The 21,281-nt window shown below is 57.1% G+C and carries 18 protein-coding genes; 13 read left to right on the forward strand and 5 right to left on the reverse strand.

Annotated features, from left to right (window positions below; genetic code table 11):
* The first annotated feature begins 384 nt into the window (after positions 1–384).
* The 5 genes from F0320_RS20010 (at position 385) to pckA (ending at position 6,547) form a co-directional block, all read left to right on the forward strand.
* Positions 385–2,520 (forward strand): intracellular growth attenuator family protein, encoded by a 2,136-nt coding sequence (locus F0320_RS20010; RefSeq protein WP_126330640.1) that lies wholly within the window; start codon positions 385–387, stop codon positions 2,518–2,520.
* A 67-nt stretch (positions 2,521–2,587) separates the two neighbouring features.
* The gene (yrfG, locus tag F0320_RS20015) at positions 2,588–3,271 is read left to right on the forward strand and encodes a GMP/IMP nucleotidase (protein ID WP_032641117.1); all 684 of its coding nucleotides are present in this window, start codon (positions 2,588–2,590) and stop codon (positions 3,269–3,271) included.
* Entirely contained in the window at positions 3,268–3,669 is a 402-nt protein-coding gene (hslR, locus tag F0320_RS20020; protein WP_029740483.1) for a ribosome-associated heat shock protein Hsp15, read from the forward strand. Before yrfG ends, hslR begins: the two co-directional genes overlap by 4 nt.
* Before the next feature lie 17 nt (positions 3,670–3,686).
* Entirely contained in the window at positions 3,687–4,571 is an 885-nt protein-coding gene (gene hslO, locus F0320_RS20025; protein WP_161495995.1) for an Hsp33 family molecular chaperone HslO, read from the forward strand.
* Positions 4,572–4,927: 356 nt separating this feature from the next.
* Positions 4,928–6,547: a phosphoenolpyruvate carboxykinase (ATP) gene (gene pckA / locus F0320_RS20030; protein ID WP_047652888.1), complete on the forward strand. Its 1,620-nt coding sequence runs from the start codon at positions 4,928–4,930 to the stop codon at positions 6,545–6,547.
* A 90-nt stretch (positions 6,548–6,637) separates the two neighbouring features.
* Here pckA and envZ read toward each other — a convergent pair whose 3' ends face one another.
* The gene (gene envZ / locus F0320_RS20035) at positions 6,638–7,984 is read right to left on the reverse strand and encodes a two-component system sensor histidine kinase EnvZ (protein ID WP_126330638.1); all 1,347 of its coding nucleotides are present in this window, start codon (positions 7,982–7,984) and stop codon (positions 6,638–6,640) included.
* Positions 7,981–8,700: an osmolarity response regulator transcription factor OmpR gene (gene ompR, locus F0320_RS20040; protein WP_001157751.1), complete on the reverse strand. Its 720-nt coding sequence runs from the start codon at positions 8,698–8,700 to the stop codon at positions 7,981–7,983. Before ompR ends, envZ begins: the two co-directional genes overlap by 4 nt.
* 232 nt (positions 8,701–8,932) lie before the next feature.
* On the opposite strand from ompR, the gene greB reads away from it, so the two are divergent.
* From greB to feoC, 5 genes are all read left to right on the forward strand, one after another.
* A complete protein-coding gene (gene greB, locus F0320_RS20045) occupies positions 8,933–9,406 on the forward strand; it encodes a transcription elongation factor GreB (protein ID WP_023309495.1) in 474 nt (157 codons plus the stop codon).
* Positions 9,407–9,494: 88 nt separating this feature from the next.
* A complete protein-coding gene (locus tag F0320_RS20050) occupies positions 9,495–11,825 on the forward strand; it encodes a Tex family protein (RefSeq protein WP_126330636.1) in 2,331 nt (776 codons plus the stop codon).
* A 319-nt stretch (positions 11,826–12,144) separates the two neighbouring features.
* Complete coding sequence (gene feoA, locus F0320_RS20055; RefSeq protein WP_149323927.1) at positions 12,145–12,372, forward strand: ferrous iron transporter A; 228 nt, start codon at positions 12,145–12,147, stop codon at positions 12,370–12,372.
* 30 nt (positions 12,373–12,402) lie between these two features.
* Positions 12,403–14,721, forward strand: coding sequence for a Fe(2+) transporter permease subunit FeoB (gene feoB / locus F0320_RS20060; RefSeq protein ID WP_126330634.1), 2,319 nt, complete (start codon positions 12,403–12,405; stop codon positions 14,719–14,721).
* 10 nt (positions 14,722–14,731) lie between these two features.
* Entirely contained in the window at positions 14,732–14,968 is a 237-nt protein-coding gene (gene feoC / locus F0320_RS20065; protein WP_041911908.1) for a [Fe-S]-dependent transcriptional repressor FeoC, read from the forward strand.
* 33 nt (positions 14,969–15,001) lie between these two features.
* Here feoC and F0320_RS20070 read toward each other — a convergent pair whose 3' ends face one another.
* Together F0320_RS20070 and bioH are read right to left on the reverse strand one after the other, a co-directional pair.
* The gene (locus F0320_RS20070; RefSeq protein ID WP_023309499.1) at positions 15,002–15,271 is read right to left on the reverse strand and encodes a YdgH/BhsA/McbA-like domain containing protein; all 270 of its coding nucleotides are present in this window, start codon (positions 15,269–15,271) and stop codon (positions 15,002–15,004) included.
* Between the two features lie 111 nt (positions 15,272–15,382).
* Entirely contained in the window at positions 15,383–16,156 is a 774-nt protein-coding gene (gene bioH, locus F0320_RS20075) for a pimeloyl-ACP methyl ester esterase BioH (RefSeq protein WP_126330632.1), read from the reverse strand.
* A 36-nt stretch (positions 16,157–16,192) separates the two neighbouring features.
* Here bioH and gntX point away from each other — a divergent pair, with 36 nt between their 5' ends.
* The 3 genes from gntX to gntT all read left to right on the forward strand — a co-directional run bounded on the left by gntX (position 16,193) and on the right by gntT (position 19,157).
* The gene (gene gntX / locus F0320_RS20080; RefSeq protein ID WP_126330630.1) at positions 16,193–16,876 is read left to right on the forward strand and encodes a DNA utilization protein GntX; all 684 of its coding nucleotides are present in this window, start codon (positions 16,193–16,195) and stop codon (positions 16,874–16,876) included.
* 61 nt (positions 16,877–16,937) lie between these two features.
* On the forward strand, positions 16,938–17,513 hold the full coding sequence (gene nfuA, locus F0320_RS20085) for a Fe-S biogenesis protein NfuA (protein WP_008503055.1): 576 nt from the start codon (positions 16,938–16,940) through the stop codon (positions 17,511–17,513).
* A 327-nt stretch (positions 17,514–17,840) separates the two neighbouring features.
* Entirely contained in the window at positions 17,841–19,157 is a 1,317-nt protein-coding gene (gene gntT / locus F0320_RS20090; RefSeq protein WP_024907902.1) for a gluconate transporter, read from the forward strand.
* A gap of 47 nt (positions 19,158–19,204) precedes the next feature.
* Here gntT and malQ read toward each other — a convergent pair whose 3' ends face one another.
* The gene (gene malQ, locus F0320_RS20095; RefSeq protein ID WP_126330628.1) at positions 19,205–21,280 is read right to left on the reverse strand and encodes a 4-alpha-glucanotransferase; all 2,076 of its coding nucleotides are present in this window, start codon (positions 21,278–21,280) and stop codon (positions 19,205–19,207) included.
* Position 21,281 lies beyond the last annotated feature (1 nt).

The raw sequence follows: 21,281 nt of genomic DNA on the forward strand, positions 1-21,281 counted from the left end.
CAATTGTTCTTTATTTACATTTATGCAACGTATTTGGGATCAATCCTCAATTCAAAACAAATGTCAAGAGGTTGAAATGTTTCCAGGAATTTGCTGATATCGCGCCATAACAGGCTTTGCTATCATCACGGGTCACTGGGATGCGCTTCAGAATGCTCAAGTTCGACTCCATACTTGCCGATAGCCAGCCACAGACTCTCATTCAATGTAAAGGTGCTACTGACTTTACCCTAAATAAATCGAGTTGTATGAAGGCGGCGACGCAGCGAATCCTCAGGAGCGTACATTAGTACGTGACTGAGGTGAGCGAGGAAAGCCAACGCACAGACAACTCGAAGTATGACGGGTATACACCTGTAAGAAGATAAGTAAGATGGGGAAAGCATGAGCACCATTTTGATTGTTCTCGCTGCTATGCTGGCCGGCGCGTTGGTTGCAGGGTGGTTATATCGGCGCCGCGTACAGCGCCGTTATCGTCTGCCTTTTTTAAATGCATTTGCGGGTGCGAGCACGCGTAAACTCACGCAGGACGAGCGCGATGCGGTTGAAAACTATCTCGAAATCCTGAACCGTACTCAGTTAACGCCTGGGCCAACGGGAGCCACCGCTGCGCCCGTCGCGCTCAAGCTTAATGCGCAAAGTGATACCGTGCTCTGCGTGACGCGCTCCATCACGCGCTACGGCATCACGACTGATGACCCCAACAAATGGCGCTATTACCTTGATTCCGTCGAAGTGCATCTGCCCCCGTCCTGGGAGCAATATATTAATGACGAAAACAGCGTTGAGCTTATTCACACCGATTCGTTGCCCCTGGTTATCTCGCTTAACGGCCATACGCTAAATGAATACCTTCAGGAAGCCCCGCGTTTTGCGCTGGAACGCGCAAGTTCAACGCAGGCGTCCATTCGTGGTGAAGAAACAGAGCAGATCGAACTGCTGAACATTCGCCAGGAAACGCATGAAGAGTATGCCCTGAGCCGCCCGGACGGCATTCGTGAAGCCATTCTAATCGTTGCTGCCTTCCTGCTCTTTTTTATCTGCCTGCTCACGCCGGATGTGTTTGTCCCCTGGCTGGCTGGCGGCGCGGTGCTGCTGCTGGCCGGTGGGCTTTGGGGTCTCTTTGCTCCACCGGCTAAAACCTCGTTGCGCGAGATCCACTGCCTGCGCGGGACGCCAAAGCGCTGGGGTCTGTTCGGTGAAAACGATCAGGAACATCTCAACAATATTTCGCTCGGTATTATCGACCTGATCTACCCGCGCCACTGGCAGCCGTGGATCGCACAGGACCTAGGGCAGAAAACCGACATTGATATCTACCTTGACCGCCACGTTGTGCGTCAGGGACGCTTCCTGTCTCTGCATGATGAAGTGAAAAATTTCCCGCTTCAGCACTGGCTGCGCAGTACGGTCATTGCCGGCGGCGCCGCGCTGGTCTTAGCCATGCTGCTGCTTTTCGTGCCGCTGGATATGCCCATTAAATTCACCCTGTCGTGGATCAAAGGGGCGCAAACCATTGAAGCGACCAGCGTCAACAAACTGGATGAAGCCGGTGTACGCGTGGGGGACACGCTGCGCCTGAAGGGGACCGGGATGTGTAATATTCATACCCCGGGGGCGTGGAACACGCGTCAGAGCTCGCCGTTCATGCCGTTCGATTGTTCGCAAATTATCTGGAACGACGCGCCGCCGCTGCCGCTGCCGGAATCCGAAGTGGTGAACAAAGCCACAGCTCTCACCCAGACGGTTAACCGCCAGCTGCACCCGAAACCGGACGATGATTCGCGCGTCAGCCCCGCGCTGCGCTCGGCCATTCAGAAATCAGGCATGGTTCTGCTGGATGATTTTGGTGACATCGTCCTGAAAACGCAGGATTTATGCTCTTCTCAGGATGAGTGCATACGCCTTAAAAACGCCCTGGTAAACCTGGGAAACAGTAAAGACTGGGACTCGCTGGTGAAACGCGCCGAAGCGGGACGACTGGACGGCGTTAACGTGCTGCTGCGTCCGGTGAGCGCTGAATCTCTGGATAACCTGGTCGCCACCTCGACGTCGCCGTTCATGATGCGCGAGACTACCCGTGCGGCTCAGGCGCTGAACAGCCCGGCTCCGGGCGGCTTTGTGATAGCAAGCGATGAAGGCAGCGACCTGGTCGATCAGCCCTACCCGCAGGTCGCGCTTTATGATTACCCGGCGCAGGAACAGTGGAGCCAGTTCCAGCGCCTGGCGCAGATGCTGATGCAAACGCCGTTCAGCGCCGAAGGGATTGTCACGAGTATTTATACCGACGCCAACGGCACTCGCCATATCGGCCTGCACCGAATGCCGGACAGCGCAGGACTGTGGCGCTACATCGGCACCTCTCTGCTAATGACCGCGATGCTTGCCGCCATTTTCTGGAACGGCTTTATGGCCCTGCGCCGCTACCAGCGCTCGCGCACACGGCTTGCCGACATTCAGCAGTATTATGAAAACTGCCTTAATCCAAAGCTGATCCCCTCGTCTGAGAGCCTGATCTGATAACGTCGTTGCGCGACAAGATGTGCTACCCTGTCGCGCACGTTTCTTCTGGCTGGAGTTCCCCCTTATGCATCTTGATATCGCCTGGCAGGAGGTAGATACCGTTCTGCTGGATATGGACGGCACGCTGCTCGATCTCGCCTTTGATAACTATTTCTGGCAAACGCTGGTTCCTGAAACCTATGGCGAGCAGCAGGGGATCTCCCCGGCAGAAGCGCAGGCATTCATTCGTTCGCAATATAGCGCGGTGCAACATACGCTAAACTGGTACTGTCTTGACTACTGGAGCGAGCGCCTCGGTTTGGATATATGTGCCATGACCACCGCCCAGGGCCCGCGCGCCGTTCTGCGCGAGGATACCGTGCCCTTCCTGGATGCGCTGAAAGCCAGCGGCAAGCGCCGTATTTTGCTGACCAACGCGCATCCACATAATCTGGCGGTGAAGCTGGAGCATACGGGCCTGGCGTCGCACCTTGATTTATTACTTTCCACCCACACATTTGGTTATCCGAAAGAGGATCAGCGGTTGTGGCATGCGGTGAAGGAAGAGACGGGTTTACAGCCAGAACGTACGCTGTTCATTGATGACAGCGAGCCCATTCTGGATTCTGCCGCAAGGTTTGGCATTCGCTACTGTCTGGGCGTAACCAATCCTGACTCTGGCCTGGCTGAAAAAAGCTATCTGCGCCACCCGGGACTGAACGACTACCGCCAGATGATCCCCTCACTGACCGTGAAGGAGACGCCATGAAAGAAAAACCCTCTGACGGGGTAAGACTGGATAAATGGCTGTGGGCAGCGCGTTTTTATAAAACACGCGCCCTTGCCCGCGAGATGGTTGACGGCGGAAAAGTGCATTACAACGGCCAGCGCAGCAAACCGAGCAAGCTGGTTGAGCTGAATGCCACCTTAACGCTGCGTCAGGGCAACGATGAACGTACGGTAGTGATCAAAGCCATTACCGAACAGCGTCGACCCGCAGCGGAAGCCGTACTGCTTTATGAAGAGACGGCGGAGAGCATTGAAAAGCGCGAGAAGACCGCGCTGGCGCGCAAAATGAACGCGCTGACGATGCCCCACCCGGACCGGCGACCGGATAAAAAAGAGCGCCGCGATTTGATGAAATTTAAACACGGTGAGACTGATTAACCTCACCCGCACGAGAGATGAAAATGGCCCAACACGACCAATTACACCGCTATCTGTTTGAACAATTCGCCGTGCGCGGCGAGCTGGTCACCGTATCCGAAACCTGGAAACAGATTCTGGAAAACCACAATTACCCGCTGCCGGTGAAGACCCTGTTGGGCGAACTGCTGGTTGCCACCAGCCTGCTGACGGCGACGCTGAAGTTTGCCGGTGATATCACCGTGCAGCTGCAGGGTGACGGCCCGATGACGCTGGCGGTGATCAACGGCAATAACCAGCAGCAGATGCGCGGCGTGGCGCGCGTTCAGGGCGACGTGCCTGAAAATGCGGATCTCAAAACGCTGGTGGGTAATGGCTACCTGGTGATCACCATCTCCCCTGAGGAAGGTGAGCGCTATCAGGGCGTGGTGGGTCTGGAAGGCGATACCCTTGCAGCCTGCCTGGAAGATTACTTCATGCGTTCTGAACAGCTGCCGACGCGCCTTTTCATCCGCACTGGTGAAGTGGACGGTCAGCCTGCTGCGGGCGGTATGCTGCTGCAGGTTCTGCCTGCGCAGGACGCACAGACCAATGACTTTGAGCACCTGGCGACGCTGACCGAAACCATTAAAGCGGAAGAGCTGTTCAACCTGTCGGCGACCGACGTGCTGTGGCGTCTGTACCACGAAGAAGAAGTGACGGTTTACGACCCGCAGTCCGTGGAATTTAAGTGCACCTGCTCACGCGAGCGCTGTGCTGGCGCGCTGAAAACCCTGCCGGACGAAGAGATCGACAGCATCATGGCGGAAGACGGCGAAATTGATATGCACTGTGACTACTGCGGTACGCACTACGTTTTCAATTCGATGGATATCGCTGAGATCCGCAACAACGCCTCCCCGGCGGATCCGCAGGTTCACTAAACTTCTTTCCCTCACCCTAACCCTCTCCCCTTTGGGAGAGGCTGGGGTGAGGGACAAAAAACCCCGTTTAAGCTGAATCGTTTTCCCAATGTAACTCTTACGTAATTTTCTTACGTGTATGCGATTACATTCACATTCTTTCCGATAAAATCACCAGCCCTTAACCTTTTCGGAACATTTTCCCCAACCAAAAAGCGATTCCTGCGATAATCCGCCTGCGCTGTGACTGGAGTCGCAGCGTTTTCCGTTAGTAAGGGTTTTGTCCAGATGCGTAAATCTATGAGCCCCGTCGCGGTTAACAACCTCAGAAAAACCCTACAATTTCAGGCAGTACATATTGGCTAAGGAGCAGTGATATGCGTGTTACTGGTTTAACCCCGCAAGATCTCAAGGCTTATGGTATTCACGACGTCCAGGAAATCGTCTACAACCCCGACTACGATACGCTGTATCAGGAAGAGCTCAATCCAGCACTGGAAGGATACGAGCGTGGTGTGTTGACGAATCTTGGTGCTATCGCCGTCGATACCGGTATCTTTACCGGTCGTTCGCCGAAAGATAAGTATATCGTCCGAGACGAAACCACCCGCGATACGCTGTGGTGGGCTGATAAGGGCAAAGGGAAGAACGACAACAAACCGCTCTCTCCGGAAACCTGGCAGCACCTGAAAGGGCTCGTCACCCAACAACTTTCCGGCAAGCGTCTGTTCATTGTCGACGCTTTCTGCGGCGCAAACGCCGACACCCGTCTATCCGTGCGTTTTATCACCGAAGTGGCCTGGCAGGCGCATTTCGTGAAAAACATGTTTATTCGTCCAACCGACGAAGAGCTGCAGGACTTCACCCCTGATTTCATCGTGATGAACGGTGCGAAATGCACCAACCCACAGTGGAAAGAGCAGGGTCTGAACTCCGAAAACTTTGTGGCCTTCAACCTGACCGAACGTATCCAGCTGATCGGCGGTACCTGGTACGGCGGCGAAATGAAGAAAGGGATGTTCTCGGTCATGAACTACCTGCTGCCGCTGCGGGGCATCGCCTCCATGCACTGCTCGGCTAACGTCGGTGAAAAAGGCGACGTGGCGGTATTCTTCGGCCTGTCCGGCACCGGGAAAACCACCCTGTCTACCGATCCAAAACGTCGCCTGATTGGTGATGACGAACACGGCTGGGATGACGACGGCGTATTCAACTTTGAAGGCGGCTGCTACGCGAAGACCATTCGCCTGTCTGAAGAGGCCGAGCCGGATATCTTCCACGCGATCCGTCGCGATGCGCTGCTGGAAAACGTCACCGTGCGTGCCGACGGCTCCATCGACTTCGACGATGCGTCGAAAACGGAAAACACCCGCGTCTCTTACCCGATCTACCACATCGACAATATCGTGAAGCCGGTGTCAAAAGCGGGTCATGCCACGAAGGTCATTTTCCTGACCGCGGATGCGTTCGGCGTGCTGCCCCCGGTGTCTCGCCTGACGGCCAGCCAGACGCAGTACCATTTCCTCTCCGGCTTCACCGCCAAGCTGGCGGGTACCGAGCGCGGCGTGACGGAGCCAACCCCAACCTTCTCCGCCTGCTTCGGCGCGGCTTTCCTGTCGCTGCACCCGACGCAGTACGCTGAAGTGCTGGTGAAACGCATGCAGGCATCTGGCGCGCAGGCCTACCTGGTGAACACCGGCTGGAACGGTACCGGCAAACGTATCTCTATCAAAGATACCCGTGCCATTATCGACGCCATTCTGGATGGTTCTCTGGACGACGCCGAAACCTTCACGCTGCCGATGTTTGACCTGGCGATCCCAACGTCGCTGCCGGGTGTGGATACGCATATCCTCGACCCGCGCAACACGTACGGTTCTCCGGAGCAGTGGCGCGAGAAGGCGGAATCTCTGGCGAAGCTGTTTATTGAGAACTTCGAGAAGTATACCGATACCCCGGCGGGTGCTGCGCTGGTGAGCGCTGGACCGAAGCTGTAGGTAAAAGCAAAAAGGCAACGAAAGTTGCCTTTTTTAATGTTTTCTCCCTCTCCCAGTGGGAGAGGGTCGGGGTGAGGGCATCAGACCGCACTATCCCTCTTTCACCTGCCCTCGCGTCACCGGTACCGGCAGCCAGGCGCGAATGCTCAACCCACCCCGCTCGCTGGTGCCAATCTCCAGCAGTCCGTTGTGGTTATCGATAATACGCTGAACAATCGCCAGGCCTAAGCCTGTGCCGCTGGTGCTGCGCGCGCTGTCGCCGCGCACAAACGGCTGGAACAGATGCTTACGCTGCTCGGGCTTGATGCCCGGACCATCGTCTTCCACCTGGAACCAGGCGCGGTTGAGTTCAGACCCGCTGCTGACTTTAATCCAGCCGTTGCCGTAGCGTGCCGCGTTGACCACCATGTTCGCCACTGCACGTTTGATGGAGAGCGGGTGCATACGAACCTGAATTTCACCGGCCTTAAGGTCGGTATCAATTTCACGCTCGTAGCCGCTTTCCGCCGCCACCACTTCGCCCAGGACCGCGTTCAGATCCGCCATCTCCATCGGCATCTCCTGCCCGGTGCGCAGGTAGTCAATAAACTGCTCGATGATGGCGTTACACTCTTCGATGTCCTTATTGATGGACTCGGCGAGATAACCGTCCTCTTCCCCCATCATCTCCGTCGCCAGGCGAATACGCGTTAGCGGCGTGCGCAGGTCATGGCTGACGCCCGCCATCAGCAGCGTACGGTCATCCGCCAGCTGCTTCACGCCAGCCGCCATATGGTTAAACGCGCGCGTCACCGAACGGACTTCCGAGGCGCCATACTCACGAAGCGGAGGAGGAATAATCCCTTTACCGACCTGCAGCGCAGCGTGCTCCAGGTCGACCAGCGGTCGGTTCTGTATACGGATAAATAGCCACGCGCCGCCTATCGCCAGCAGCATAATCGCCAGGGTGTAGCGGAACAGCGGCGAGAAGTCGCCCTGATGGATTTCGGTCAGCGGAACGCGCACCCAGATGTTGGGTGACAGCCAGGTTTTCAGCCAGACGACGGGCGAGCTTTTGTTGACCTCAACGCGCACTTCCGTTGGGCCGCCCAGCTGCTGCGCCATCTGCTGGCTGAGGAATTCGTAGTGCTGCGCCCAGCGCAGGCCAGCGTCTTCCGCCGCCTCGTTGGAGTAGAGCGAAATGCCCAGTTCACGGTAGATTTCACGGCGAAACGCCGGGGGAACGACGAGCTGCGTGCCGTCCTCCAGCTGCAGTTTATCGGTCATCAGCATACGGACTTCGTAGGCCAGGACCTTATTAAACTGCTGGAGGCTCGGCAGGATCGCAAAGTTCAGCACCACCAGATAGGTCGTCACCAGGCTGACGAACAGCAGGGTGACGATCAGTAACAGGGTGCGGGCAAACGAGCTACGCGGCGAGAAGCGCATTCGCCTCATGCTTTAGAGCCGTCCGGGACAAACACGTAGCCCAGACCCCAAACGGTCTGAATATAACGAGGATGCGCAGGATCTTCTTCCACCATGCGGCGCAGGCGGGAGATCTGCACGTCAATGGAGCGTTCCATTGCGGAGTATTCGCGACCGCGTGCCAGGTTCATCAGCTTGTCACGGGAAAGCGGTTCACGCGGGTGGCTGACCAGCGCTTTAAGAACCGCAAACTCGCCGCTGGTGAGCGGCATTGGCTCATCTTCACGGAACATCTCGCGCGTGCCGAGGTTCAGCTTGAACTTGCCGAAGGCGATGACGGCTTCTTCCTGCGACGGTGCGCCGGGCAGTTCGTTCGCCTGACGGCGCAGCACAGCGCGAATACGCGCCAGCAGTTCACGCGGGTTAAACGGTTTTGGAATGTAGTCGTCCGCGCCGATTTCGAGGCCCACGATACGGTCAACTTCTTCGCCCTTCGCCGTGACCATGATGATCGGCATCGGGTTACTCTGGCTGCGCAGACGGCGGCAAATAGAAAGCCCGTCTTCGCCAGGCAGCATCAGGTCGAGAACCATCAGGTGGAAAGATTCACGGGTCAGCAGACGGTCCATCTGCTCAGCGTTCGCGACGCTACGAACCTGGAAGCCCTGCTCGGTCAGATAACGTTCCAGCAGCGCGCGCAGGCGCATGTCGTCATCCACGACCAGAATTTTGTAGTTCTCTTGCATTGTGTGTACTCCCAAAGGTTCGGATAGTCTTTGTAACAGCGTATTCTAAAAAAGTGCACGTATTCGACCAGTTAATTCTGGTATAAATTCTAGTCGAAATTGTTACAAAGCATATTTAACAGCAGCTTATCTGCTCATTTCATCACATAAATCATTATTAATCCTGTCTGTTACACTGTGTGGTACGTATTGTGCGCAAGACAGTTAACCGGCAGGCAGCAAAGGCTTTACCATGAAAACGCCCCTGATCACCCGCGAAGGGTACGAAAAGCTCAAAAAAGAGATGGATTACCTCTGGCGCGAAGAGCGTCCTGAAGTCACCAAAAAGGTAACCTGGGCGGCAAGCCTGGGCGATCGCAGCGAAAACGCTGACTACCAGTACAACAAAAAGCGGCTGCGCGAAATTGACCGCCGGGTTCGCTATCTGACGAAGTGCCTTGAGAATCTCAAAATTGTCGACTACTCCCCGCAGCAGGAGGGCAAAGTGTTCTTCGGCGCGTGGGTGGAGATTGAAAACGACGATGGCGACACCCTGCGTTTTCGCATTGTCGGCTACGATGAAATTTTTGGTCGTAAGGATTACATCTCCATCGACTCCCCGATGGCCCGCGCGCTGCTGAAAAAGGAAGTGGGCGATCTGGCCGTCGTTCAGACCCCTGGTGGTGAAGCCAGCTGGTACGTCAATGAGATCGTCTACGTAAAATAGTCCGAGAGCGCCCTCCCCGGCTGGCATTTTGCCGTGTCAGCCCGTATAACTATCCCCTGATTTTTTCGACTCAACAGATGATAAAGCCATGATGAAAGATTCGCTCTGCCGCATTATTGCGGGTGATATTCAGGCCAGAGCCGAACAGGTAGAAGCTGCCGTTCGCCTGCTTGATGAAGGGAACACCGTGCCGTTTATTGCACGCTATCGTAAGGAAGTCACCGGCGGTCTGGATGACACGCAGCTGCGTAACCTGGAGACCCGTCTGGGTTATCTGCGCGAGCTGGAAGAACGTCGTCAGGCGATCCTCAAATCCATCGGCGAACAGGGCAAGCTGACCAGCGAGCTTGAAAGCGCCATCAACGGCACCCTGAGCAAAACCGAACTCGAAGATCTCTATCTGCCGTACAAGCCGAAGCGCCGCACGCGCGGGCAGATTGCGATTGAAGCGGGTCTTGAGCCGCTTGCCGACCTGCTGTGGAACGAACCGTCCCACGATCCGGAAACCGAAGCGGCGAAATTTATCGACGCTGACAAAGGCGTGGCGGACACCAAGGCCGCCCTCGACGGCGCACGCTACATTCTGATGGAGCGCTTCGCCGAAGACGCCGCCCTGCTGGCTAAAGTGCGCGATTACCTGTGGAAGAATGCCCACATCGTCTCTACCGTCGTCGCGGGTAAAGAGGAAGAAGGCGCGAAATTCCGTGACTACTTCGATCACCACGAACCGATCTCTACCGCGCCGTCTCACCGCGCGCTGGCAATGTTCCGCGGCCGCAACGAAGGCGTGCTCCAGCTCTCCCTGAACGCCGACCCGCAGTTCGACGAGCCGCCGAAAGAGAGTCACTGCGAGCAGATCATCATCGACCATCTCGGCCTGCGCCTGAACAACGCCCCGGCTGACAGCTGGCGCAAAGGCGTGGTGAGCTGGACCTGGCGCATCAAGGTGCTGATGCACCTCGAAACCGAGCTGATGGGCACCGTGCGCGAACGCGCCGAAGATGAAGCGATCAACGTCTTCGCCCGTAACCTGCACGACCTGCTGATGGCCGCCCCTGCCGGCCTGCGCGCGACCATGGGTCTCGATCCGGGTCTGCGTACCGGCGTGAAGGTCGCTGTCGTTGACGGCACCGGCAAGCTGGTCGCCACCGACACTATCTATCCGCACACCGGCCAGGCAGCGAAAGCGGCCGTCGTGGTGGCGGCGCTGTGCGAAAAATACAACGTTGAGCTGGTTGCCATCGGCAACGGTACGGCGTCCCGTGAAACCGAGCGTTTCTATCTCGACGTGCAGAAGCAGTTCCCGAAAGTAACGGCGCAGAAAGTGATCGTCAGCGAAGCGGGGGCATCCGTCTATTCCGCGTCCGAGCTGGCGGCCCAGGAGTTCCCTGACCTTGACGTTTCCCTGCGCGGCGCGGTCTCTATCGCTCGCCGCCTGCAGGATCCGCTGGCGGAGCTGGTGAAGATCGACCCGAAATCCATCGGCGTGGGCCAGTATCAGCACGACGTGAGCCAGACTCAGCTGGCGCGCAAGCTGGATGCGGTGGTGGAAGACTGCGTAAACGCCGTCGGCGTGGACCTGAACACCGCCTCCGTTCCCCTGCTGACCCGCGTGGCGGGCTTAACCCGCATGATGGCGCAGAACATCGTCGCCTGGCGCGATGAGAACGGCCAGTTCCAGAACCGTCAGCAGCTGCTGAAGGTGAGCCGCCTGGGGCCAAAAGCCTTTGAGCAGTGCGCGGGCTTCCTGCGCATCAACCACGGCGATAACCCGCTGGATGCCTCCACCGTTCACCCGGAAACGTACCCGGTTGTCGAGCGTATTCTGGCTGCCACCCAGCAGGCGCTGAAAGATCTGATGGGTGACAGCAGCGCCCTGCGCAACCTGAAAGCCGTTGATTTCACCGACGACAAATTTGGTGTGCCAACCGTCACCGACATCATCAAAGAGCTGGAAAAGCCGGGCCGCGATCCGCGTCCTGAGTTCAAAACGGCGACCTTTGCTGACGGAGTGGAAACCATGAACGACCTGCTGCCCGGCATGGTGCTGGAAGGCGCGGTGACCAACGTCACCAACTTTGGCGCGTTTGTGGATATCGGCGTGCATCAGGACGGTCTGGTGCATATCTCATCTCTTGCCGACAAGTTCGTTGAAGACCCGCACACCGTGGTCAAAGCGGGCGACATCGTGAAGGTCAAAGTGCTGGAAGTGGATCTGCAGCGCAAGCGTATCGCGCTAACCATGCGTCTGGACGAGCAGCCGGGCGACACCAACGCGCGCCGTGGCGGCAATGGCGGAGGCCGCGAACAGCAGCGTCCGGCCGCGAAAGCGGCAAAACCGCGCGGACGTGATGCTCAGCCTGCTGGCAACAGCGCGATGATGGATGCGCTGGCGGCTGCGATGGGTAAGAAACGCTAAGGTTGTCAATGCCCGGTGGCGCTGCGCTTACCGGGCCTACGGTTTTGTAGGCCGGGCAAACGCAGTGCCGCCCGGCAAGCAGGGCGCAGCGAATTAAAATAAATAGAATGTAGCCATATTTAAACCACGAATTATCACCCCGTTAACAAATACTCTTCTTTTCGTTTTCCAGGCCATTCAGCAAATATTGAGCCAGGTCAAACAGGTCGTAAATTAATACCGCAAACAACATTCCGTCACAGTTTTAATATTGCTGATAAAAACTATTCTCATTATCATCCCATAGTAGATAATTTAACCTTTCGTGGAATCAGGCGTTATGCAATTCACTCCAGACAGTGCATGGAAAATTACCGGTTTTACCCGCGAAATTAACCCAGCCTATCGGCAAAAGCTGCTGTCGCTGGGCATGCTGCCCGGCTCGTCATTTCAGGTCGTGCGCGTGGCGCCGCTGGGCGACCCGGTTCATATTGAAACCCGCCGCGTGAATCTTGTACTGCGTAAGAAAGACCTCGCGTTAATAGAAGTTGAAGCCTTATCCCGATAACAAGCCAGCGGTTTCAGTGAGTCTAAAAAAATGAAAAAGTTAACTATTGGCTTAATTGGCAATCCTAATTCCGGCAAGACTACGCTTTTTAACCAGCTCACCGGAGCACGCCAGCGCGTGGGCAACTGGGCGGGCGTGACGGTTGAGCGTAAAGAGGGTCAGTTCACGACAACGGACAACCAGGTGACGCTGGTTGACCTTCCCGGTACCTACTCCTTAACCACCATTTCGTCGCAAACCTCGCTCGATGAGCAGATTGCCTGTCACTATATTCTTGGCGGCGACGCGGACCTGCTGATCAACGTGGTCGACGCCTCCAATCTCGAGCGTAACCTGTATCTGACGCTGCAGCTGCTGGAGCTGGGTATCCCCTGCATCGTGGCGCTCAACATGCTCGACATTGCGGAGAAACAAAAGCTGCGCATCGACGTCGATGCCCTCTCCGCGCGCCTGGGTTGCCCGGTCGTTCCGCTGGTTTCGACGCGCGCTCGCGGTATTGATGCGCTGAAGCTGGCCATTGACCGTCACCAGGGAAATCATGACATTGAGCTGGTGCATTACGCGCAGCCTCTCCTGCGCGAAGCCAACGTGCTGGCGCAGGAGATGGACAACAGCATGCCAGCGAAACAGCGCCTGTGGCTCGGCCTGCAGATGCTGGAAGGGGATATCTACAGCCGCGCCTACGCCGGACATGCGGCAGATAAGCTGGACGCGACGTTGGCCCGTCTTAGCGACGAGCTGGACGACCCGGCGCTGCACATCGCCGATGCGCGTTACCAGGCCATCGCCTCGATTTGCGACGTTGTCAGCAACGCCCTCACGGCAGAGCCCAGCCGCTTTACGGCGGCGGTGGATAAAGTTGTGCTTAACCGCTTCCTCGGTTTGCCCATCTTCCTGCTGGTCATGTACGTGATGTTCCTGCTCGCCATTAACATCGGCGGCGCACTCCAGCCCGTTTTCGACGCCGGTTCCGTCGCGGTCTTCGTCCACGGAATTCAGTGGGTCGGTTACACCCTGCACTTCCCGGAATGGTTAACCATCTTCCTCGCACAGGGGATCGGCGGCGGTATCAACACCGTTCTGCCTCTGGTGCCACAGATCGGTATGATGTACCTGTTCCTCTCGTTCCTGGAAGATTCCGGTTATATGGCTCGCGCGGCGTTCGTGATGGATCGCCTGATGCAGGCGCTGGGGCTACCGGGTAAATCCTTCGTCCCGCTGATTGTCGGCTTCGGCTGTAACGTACCGTCGGTGATGGGCGCACGCACCCTGGATGCACCGCGTGAACGTCTGATGACCATTATGATGGCGCCGTTTATGTCCTGCGGTGCCCGTCTGGCCATCTTTGCGGTCTTTGCCGCAGCCTTCTTTGGTCAGCAGGGCGCGCTGGCGGTCTTTTCGCTGTATGTGCTGGGCATCGTGATGGCTATTCTTACCGGTTTGATGCTGAAGCACACCATCATGCGCGGTGAAGCGTCACCGTTTGTGATGGAGCTGCCGGTGTATCACGTGCCGCACCTGAAAAGCCTGGCAATCCAGACCTGGCAGCGCCTGAAGGGCTTTGTGCTGCGCGCCGGTAAGGTCATTGTCATCGTCAGCATTTTCCTGAGCGCGCTGAACAGCTTCACCCTCAGCGGACAGGCGGCAGATAACATCAACGACTCTGCCCTCGCCTCCGTTAGCCGCGTTATCACGCCGGTCTTCAAGCCGATTGGCGTGCATGAGGATAACTGGCAGGCGACCGTCGGGCTGTTCACCGGAGCGATGGCGAAAGAGGTGGTTGTCGGCACCCTGAACACGCTTTACACCGCCGAGAACATTCAGGAGCAGGAATTTAATCCGGCAGAGTTTCATCTCGGCCATGAGCTGCTGGGTGCCGTAGAGGAGACCTGGCAGAGCCTGAAAGATACCTTCAGCCTGAGCGTGCTGGCGAACCCGATTGAAGCGAGCAAAGGCGACGGCGAAATGGCGACGGGTGCCATGGGCGTGATGGGCGAGAAATTTGGCAGCGCGTCCGCGGCCTACAGCTACCTCATCTTTGTTCTGCTCTACATTCCGTGCATCTCCGTGATGGGGGCGATTGCCCGCGAGTCCAGCCGCGGCTGGATGGGCTTCTCTGTCCTGTGGGGGCTGAATATCGCTTACTCGCTGGCGACGCTGTTTTATCAAACCGTCAATTTCAGCCAGCACCCGCGCTACAGCCTGGTCTGTATTCTCGCGGTTGTGCTGTTTAACGCGATCGTGCTCGGTCTGCTGCGGCGGGCGCGCAGCCGCGTCGACATCGACCTGCTGGCAAACCGTAAAACTGCCGCGACCTGCTGCAACAGCCCGGCGGGCGACTGTCACTAAGGAGCAAACAATGGCATCGTTGATTCAGGTTCGTGACCTGCTGGCACTGCAAGGGCGAATGGAGGCGAAACAGCTGAGCCTCAGCCTGCATACGCCGCAGCCGATGATCGATGCCATGCTGGAAAGACTGGAAGCCATGGGGAAAGCCGTGCGAATTCAGGAAGAAGCGGAGGGTTGTCTCTCCGGCAGTTGTAAAAGCTGTCCGGAAGGAAAGGCCTGCCTCAGGGAGTGGTGGGCGCTGCGTTAACAAAGCCGGGCATCGCTGCCCGGCTTTATCGTATTACTTGTAGACGTCCGCCGTAGCGCGTACGTTTTTGGTCTGTTTTTCTGCACTGGTGACGACGTAGTACGTTCCGCCCAGCTCATCCGCTTTCTTCGAAAGCTCTTTTCTCGCGTCCATCGGCGCGGTGGTGTCAGACGTAGAAATCTCACCAATTTTCGTCAGATTCATGCCGGCAACTTTATCTTTTTCCAGCTCTTTTGCCGCAAAGACGCCAAATGACAGTGACCCAATAACCAGAGAAGTGACAATACCTGTAACAAGTTTCATAGCCTGACTCTCCATAGGATTGTTGTTTTGATTATCGTAGGCAGAACAACCGCAACGACATCTGGAGTATGGTTGCGGTGTGTTATTTTTTCCAGGCAGGATAGAAAATAATCAGTCGAAACGTTGACTTAACGCAATCAGCGCTGAACAAAATTCCGTCGGATGAGAGATAAACGGGGCATGTGCGGCTTTGGCAATGATCTGCGATTCACTCTCCGGCCAGAGTGAATCCAGCAGCGGAACCACTCTGCGCGGCACAATCCCGTCGAGGTAGCCATAGATACGCAGGTGCGGCATCGTCAGGGCGGCCAGCGGCTCGCGCAGGTCAACCGTTTTCAGGAGTTCCAGTCCGCCGTTTAGCACCTCAACCTCCGGCATCGGCAGAGAAAGCACGGTCTGCTTCAGCGTTCGGGCATCCTTACGCGCGGTGTCAGTGCCCATTGTCTGCAATGCCAGGAAACGCTCTACGGTCCGCTGGAAATCTTCGCTCAGCTGCTGCTGAAAGCCCGCCAGCACGTCAGGCTTGATCCCCGGCCACTCTTCCTGCGCGCTAAAACAGGGCGATGACGCCACCGTTACCAGCGCTTTTACGCGGTCAGGCTGCGACAGCGCAATCTGGCTCGCCACCAGCCCGCCCAGGCTCCAGCCCAGCCAGACCGCGTTTTGCGGCGCAGCGTCCAGAACCTGCTGCGCCATCTCATCAAGCGACAACGCGCCATACCCGCGGCTGCGGCCAAAGCCGGGTAAATCCACCAGATGCAGGGTGAAATGCGAGGCAAGTTCCTCACGTATGCAATGCCATATCTCCGCATTCAGGCCCCATCCGTGCAGCAGCACAAGATGGCAATTTCCTGTCCCTACGGTCTGCCACCACAGCGTCTTCATCAGTTACTGTTCTCTTTTTTCACATGGAGGTTGCACATGCTAACAGTACCCGGCTTGTGCTGGCTATGCCAAATGCCGCTGGCGCTCAGCCGGTGGGGCATCTGCTCCGTCTGCACGCGATCGCTGCAATGGCGTATCGGGATCTGTCCACAATGTGGTTTACCGGCCACAAACCCCTCGCTGCCCTGTGGCCGCTGCCTGAAAAAATCCCCGCCGTGGAGCTCGCTGGTGGCGGTGGATGATTATGTCCCCCCGCTGAGCAGACTGGTTCATGCGCTGAAGTTTTCCGGGCAGAGCTCGCTGGCACAGCCCCTTGCCCGCCTGCTGTTGCTGGCGGTTTTGCAGGCGCGACGTCAGCGGGCACTGCCGAGAATCGATATGGTGGTGAGTGTCCCCCTATACCGACGTCGTCACTGGCGGCGCGGCTATAACCAGAGTGACCTGATCTGCCGCCCCCTCGCGCGGTGGCTCGGCTGCCGGTATGAGGCCGGCGCGCTTACACGTGTTCATGCCACCGCCATCCAGCATCAGCTCAGCGCCCGGCTTCGCAAAAGAAACCTCAAAAATGCCTTTCGCCTTGAATTGCCGGTCGACGGTCTCCATATCGCGATTGTGGATGATGTCGTCACCACGGGCAGTACCGTTGCTGAACTTTCCCGACTGCTTTTGCGAAGCGGCGCCGCGTCGGTTCAGGTATGGTGTCTGTGCCGTACCTTGTAGCCCTTCTTCAATGGGCGTATGATTATACCCAGGTAATTTAGTCAACTATTAGGCCAAAGCTATGATCCGTATTTCCGATTCTGCACAAGCGCACTTTGCCAAACTGCTGGCAAATCAGGAAGAAGGGACGCAGATCCGCGTGTTTGTGATTAATCCAGGCACTCCGAATGCAGAATGTGGTGTTTCTTATTGTCCTCCGGACGCTGTGGAAGCAACTGACACTGCCCTTAAATTTGAACAGCTCACTGCCTACGTTGATGAGCTGAGCGCACCGTATCTTGAAGATGCGGAGATCGACTTCGTCACCGACCAGCTGGGTTCTCAGCTGACCCTGAAAGCGCCGAACGCGAAAATGCGTAAAGTGTCTGACGATGCCCCGCTGATGGAGCGCGTTGAGTATCTGCTGCAATCCCAGATCAACCCACAGCTGGCGGGCCACGGCGGTCGTGTTTCCCTGATGGAAATCACCGACGAAGGTTTTGCCATTCTGCAGTTTGGCGGCGGCTGTAACGGCTGTTCAATGGTCGATGTGACGCTTAAAGAAGGGATCGAGAAGCAGCTGCTGAACGAATTCCCGGAACTGAAAGGCGTGCGTGACCTGACCGAGCACCAGCGCGGCGAGCACTCTTACTACTAATTCAGCATCCGTCGCTATGCCCTCTCCCACGGGAGAGGGTGAAAACATCAAAAACGGTAACCTCATGGTTACCGTTTTGCGTTTACCTGCCATATGTTGACCTGCGTCTCATAATTCAAATTTACCCTCCCAGGGTGATTCTCAATCGCGCCATGTTACCCGTATCATTCTCGTGGGCACTCAGCACCCTTATAACAGCCGACTAAACTTAATGGTTTCGCAGGCATCAGTATGAGTGCCGTTACTTCTCTGTTCCCAGTTGGGACAACCGGAATTTGTCGTTGAAACAATGACGTTACCCATAACAATTCAAAGGCCAGGTCAATCATGCCATTAGTCATCGTTGCTATCGGTGTTGTGTTATTACTGCTCTTGATGATCCGTTTCAAAATGAACGGATTTATCGCTCTGGTTCTGGTGGCACTTGCAGTCGGTCTGATGCAGGGTATGCCGCTGGTTAAAGTTATCAGTTCCATCAAAGCGGGCGTCGGCGGCACGCTCGGCAGCCTGGCATTGATCATGGGCTTCGGCGCCATGCTCGGTAAAATGCTGGCGGACTGCGGTGGCGCCCAGCGTATTGCCACCACGCTTATCGACAAATTCGGTAAGAAGAACATTCAGTGGGCAGTGGTGTTGACCGGCTTTACCGTCGGCTTCGCGCTGTTCTATGAAGTGGGCTTCGTGCTGATGCTGCCGCTGGTGTTCACCATCGCAGCTGCGGCAAGCATCCCGCTGCTGTATGTCGGTGTGCCGATGGCTGCGGCGCTGTCCGTGACTCACGGCTTCCTGCCGCCACACCCGGGTCCAACCGCTATCGCGACCATCTTCCACGCGGATATGGGTAAAACCCTGCTGTTCGGTACGATTCTGGCGATCCCGACGGTGATTCTGGCCGGCCCGGTTTATGCCCGCTTCCTGAAAGGCATTGATAAGCCGATTCCGGAAGGTCTGTACAGCGCCAAAACCTTCACCGAAGAAGAGATGCCGGGCTTTGGCGTCAGCGTCTGGACCTCTCTGGTACCGGTGATCCTGATGGCGATGCGCGCCGTGGCGGAGATGATCCTGCCGAAAGGTCATGCGTTCCTGTCCGTGGCGGAATTCCTGGGTGACCCGGTGATGGCAACGCTGATTGCCGTACTGATCGCGATGTTCACCTTCGGTTTGAACCGTGGCCGCTCCATGGATCAGATCAACGACACGCTGACCTCTTCCATCAAAATCATTGCCATGATGCTCCTGATCATCGGCGGTGGCGGTGCATTCAAGCAGGTTCTGGTCGACAGCGGCGTGGACAAATACATCGCTGCCATGATGCATGAAACCAACGTATCGCCGCTCCTGATGGCCTGGTCTATTGCCGCGGTTCTGCGTATTGCGCTGGGTTCTGCGACCGTTGCGGCGATCACCGCGGGCGGTATCGTTGCCCCGCTGATTGCAACCACGGGCGTAAGCCCTGAACTGATGGTTATCGCCGTCGGTTCCGGTAGCGTGATTTTCTCTCACGTTAACGACCCTGGCTTCTGGCTGTTCAAGGAGTACTTCAACCTGACTATCGGTGAAACCATCAAGTCCTGGTCCGCGCTGGAAACTATTATTTCGGTGTGTGGTCTGGTCGGGGTGCTGCTGTTGAATATGGTGGTTTGACGCCACCAGGCAATAAAAAACCCGCCTCCTGGCGGGTTTTTTTATTACTACTTCCCGGCAGCTTTTCGCCGCTTGTCCAGATCCTTAATCAGCTTGTTCACCCCATCATCGGCAAACATCTTCTCAAGCGATGTGGATAGCTTGCGACGCCAGTTCTTGTACTGATAGCTGGTGCCCGGGATGTTCACCGGCTCCGCCATATCAATCCAGTCTTCCGGCTGCAGGCCCAGCAGAGCGCTGTTGCTGTCGGCAATATAGCGCTGCAAGCCGCGATTGAGGGTCGCGGTCATCGACATCAATGACGCCTTATGTCCGGCACGTTTCGGCAGACAGCCCTGCTTGTGCAGCGCATCCAGCAGCCCCTGTTTGGAGAGCTCGCGATCCTGATACAGGCCGCGTAACACCTCTTCATCAGGATACAGACCCAGCGTTTTGCCGAGCGTCAGATCGCCGCTTTCCCAATAGCCACGAAGCGTAGGAAGGTCATGCGTCGTCGCGACTGCCATTGACTGTTCAGGGTACGCTTTCGGCGTGCGGAAGGTTTTCTCATGGTCGTTTTCAAAATAGAGCACTTTGTAGGAGTAGACGCCGCTGTCGCGGAGCTTGCTGACAATTTCCACCGGCACGGTACCGAGATCTTCACCGATCACCATGCACTGATGACGCTTGCTTTCCAGGGCCAGGATCGACAGCAGATCGTCAACCGGGTACTGCACGTACGCCCCGCGATCGGCCGTTTCACCGTACGGGATCCACCACAGACGCAGCACGGACATCACGTGGTCGATACGCAGCGCACCGCAGTTCTGCATGTTAGCGCGCAGCAGGTCGATAAACGGCTCGTACGCGCGCGCCGCCATGACGTGCGGATCCATCGGCGGCAGTCCCCAGTTCTGACCGAGCGGCCCAAGAATATCCGGCGGCGCACCCACGGAGGCCTTCAGGCAGTAAAGCTCGCGGTCGCACCAGGTTTCCGCGCCGCCTTCCGCCACGCCGACGGCCAGATCGCGATACAGGCCGATCGGCATCTTATAGCCCTGGCTCACCTGCCAGCAGGCGGCAAACTGGCTGTACGCCAGCCACTGCAGCCACAGGTAGAAGTCCACTTCATCGGCATATTTTTTACAGAACGCTTTTACTTCAGGCGTGTCGACGGACTGATACGCTTCCGGCCAGACCGGCCAGCCCCAGCGCATTTCGTCCTCTTTCACCTGATACGCGTGCAGTGCATCAAACGCCGCCTGCCAGTAAAGGCTCTCGCCCTCCTGCGTCACAAACTGGCGGAAGGCGGCCATCTGCTCGTCGTCACGCAGCGAAAAGTCTTTCCACGCCAGGCGCAGCGCGGCCATTTTCAGCGCCGTGACGGTGGAATAATCCACCCAATCCGCGTCGCGCGCCTGCTTCAGGGCCTGCTGCGTGGTGCTGAGTTTCCACCACGTCTGCGCCTCTTTGCTGTTTTTGAAATCATCTAACGCGTTAACGTCGATATAAATCACGTTCAGCCAGCGACGGGACGACGGACTGTACGGGCTGGCGCTCTCCGGGTTGGCCGGATAGAGCGCGTGGATCGGGTTGAGCCCGATAAACGCGCCGCCGCGCTCGCCCACATCCACCAGCATCTTTTTCAGATCGCCAAAATCACCGATGCCCCAGTTGCTGTCGGAACGCAGCGTGTAGAGCTGCACGCAGGCGCCCCACAGCTTTTTGCCTTCGAGCAACGCCTGCGGCTCGTAGCAGCGTTTTGGCGCGACGATCACCCGGCAGTGGAAACGCCGATCGTCCTGGGTGAGCGTTAGGGTGTGATACCCCTCCGGCAGCTTCGCCGGAAGGTTTAACGTTTTGCCGCCGGTGGCGTGGCCTTTGTGCTGATGCCCCTCTTCGGTGGTAAGCAGCCAGCTAAACTCGCCGCGCCCCTCCACCGCCAGCGGCATCTTTTTGCCTGCGGTGAATACCTTTACGTTAGGCACCGGCGCAACCGACGCTTTCGCGTCGGCCTTGTGCATGGCGTCCAGCAAACGTCTTTTGGTGTCGGCGCCAATAGACTGCGGTTTGCCGTGCGCATTAATGTAACTGAGGCTGATCCCCGCCGCCTGCGCGGCGCTGTCCAGACGTTTACTCTCCATC

The sequence above is a fragment of the Enterobacter dykesii genome (assembly GCF_008364625.2).
In the GTDB taxonomy this organism is placed as follows: domain Bacteria; phylum Pseudomonadota; class Gammaproteobacteria; order Enterobacterales; family Enterobacteriaceae; genus Enterobacter; species Enterobacter dykesii.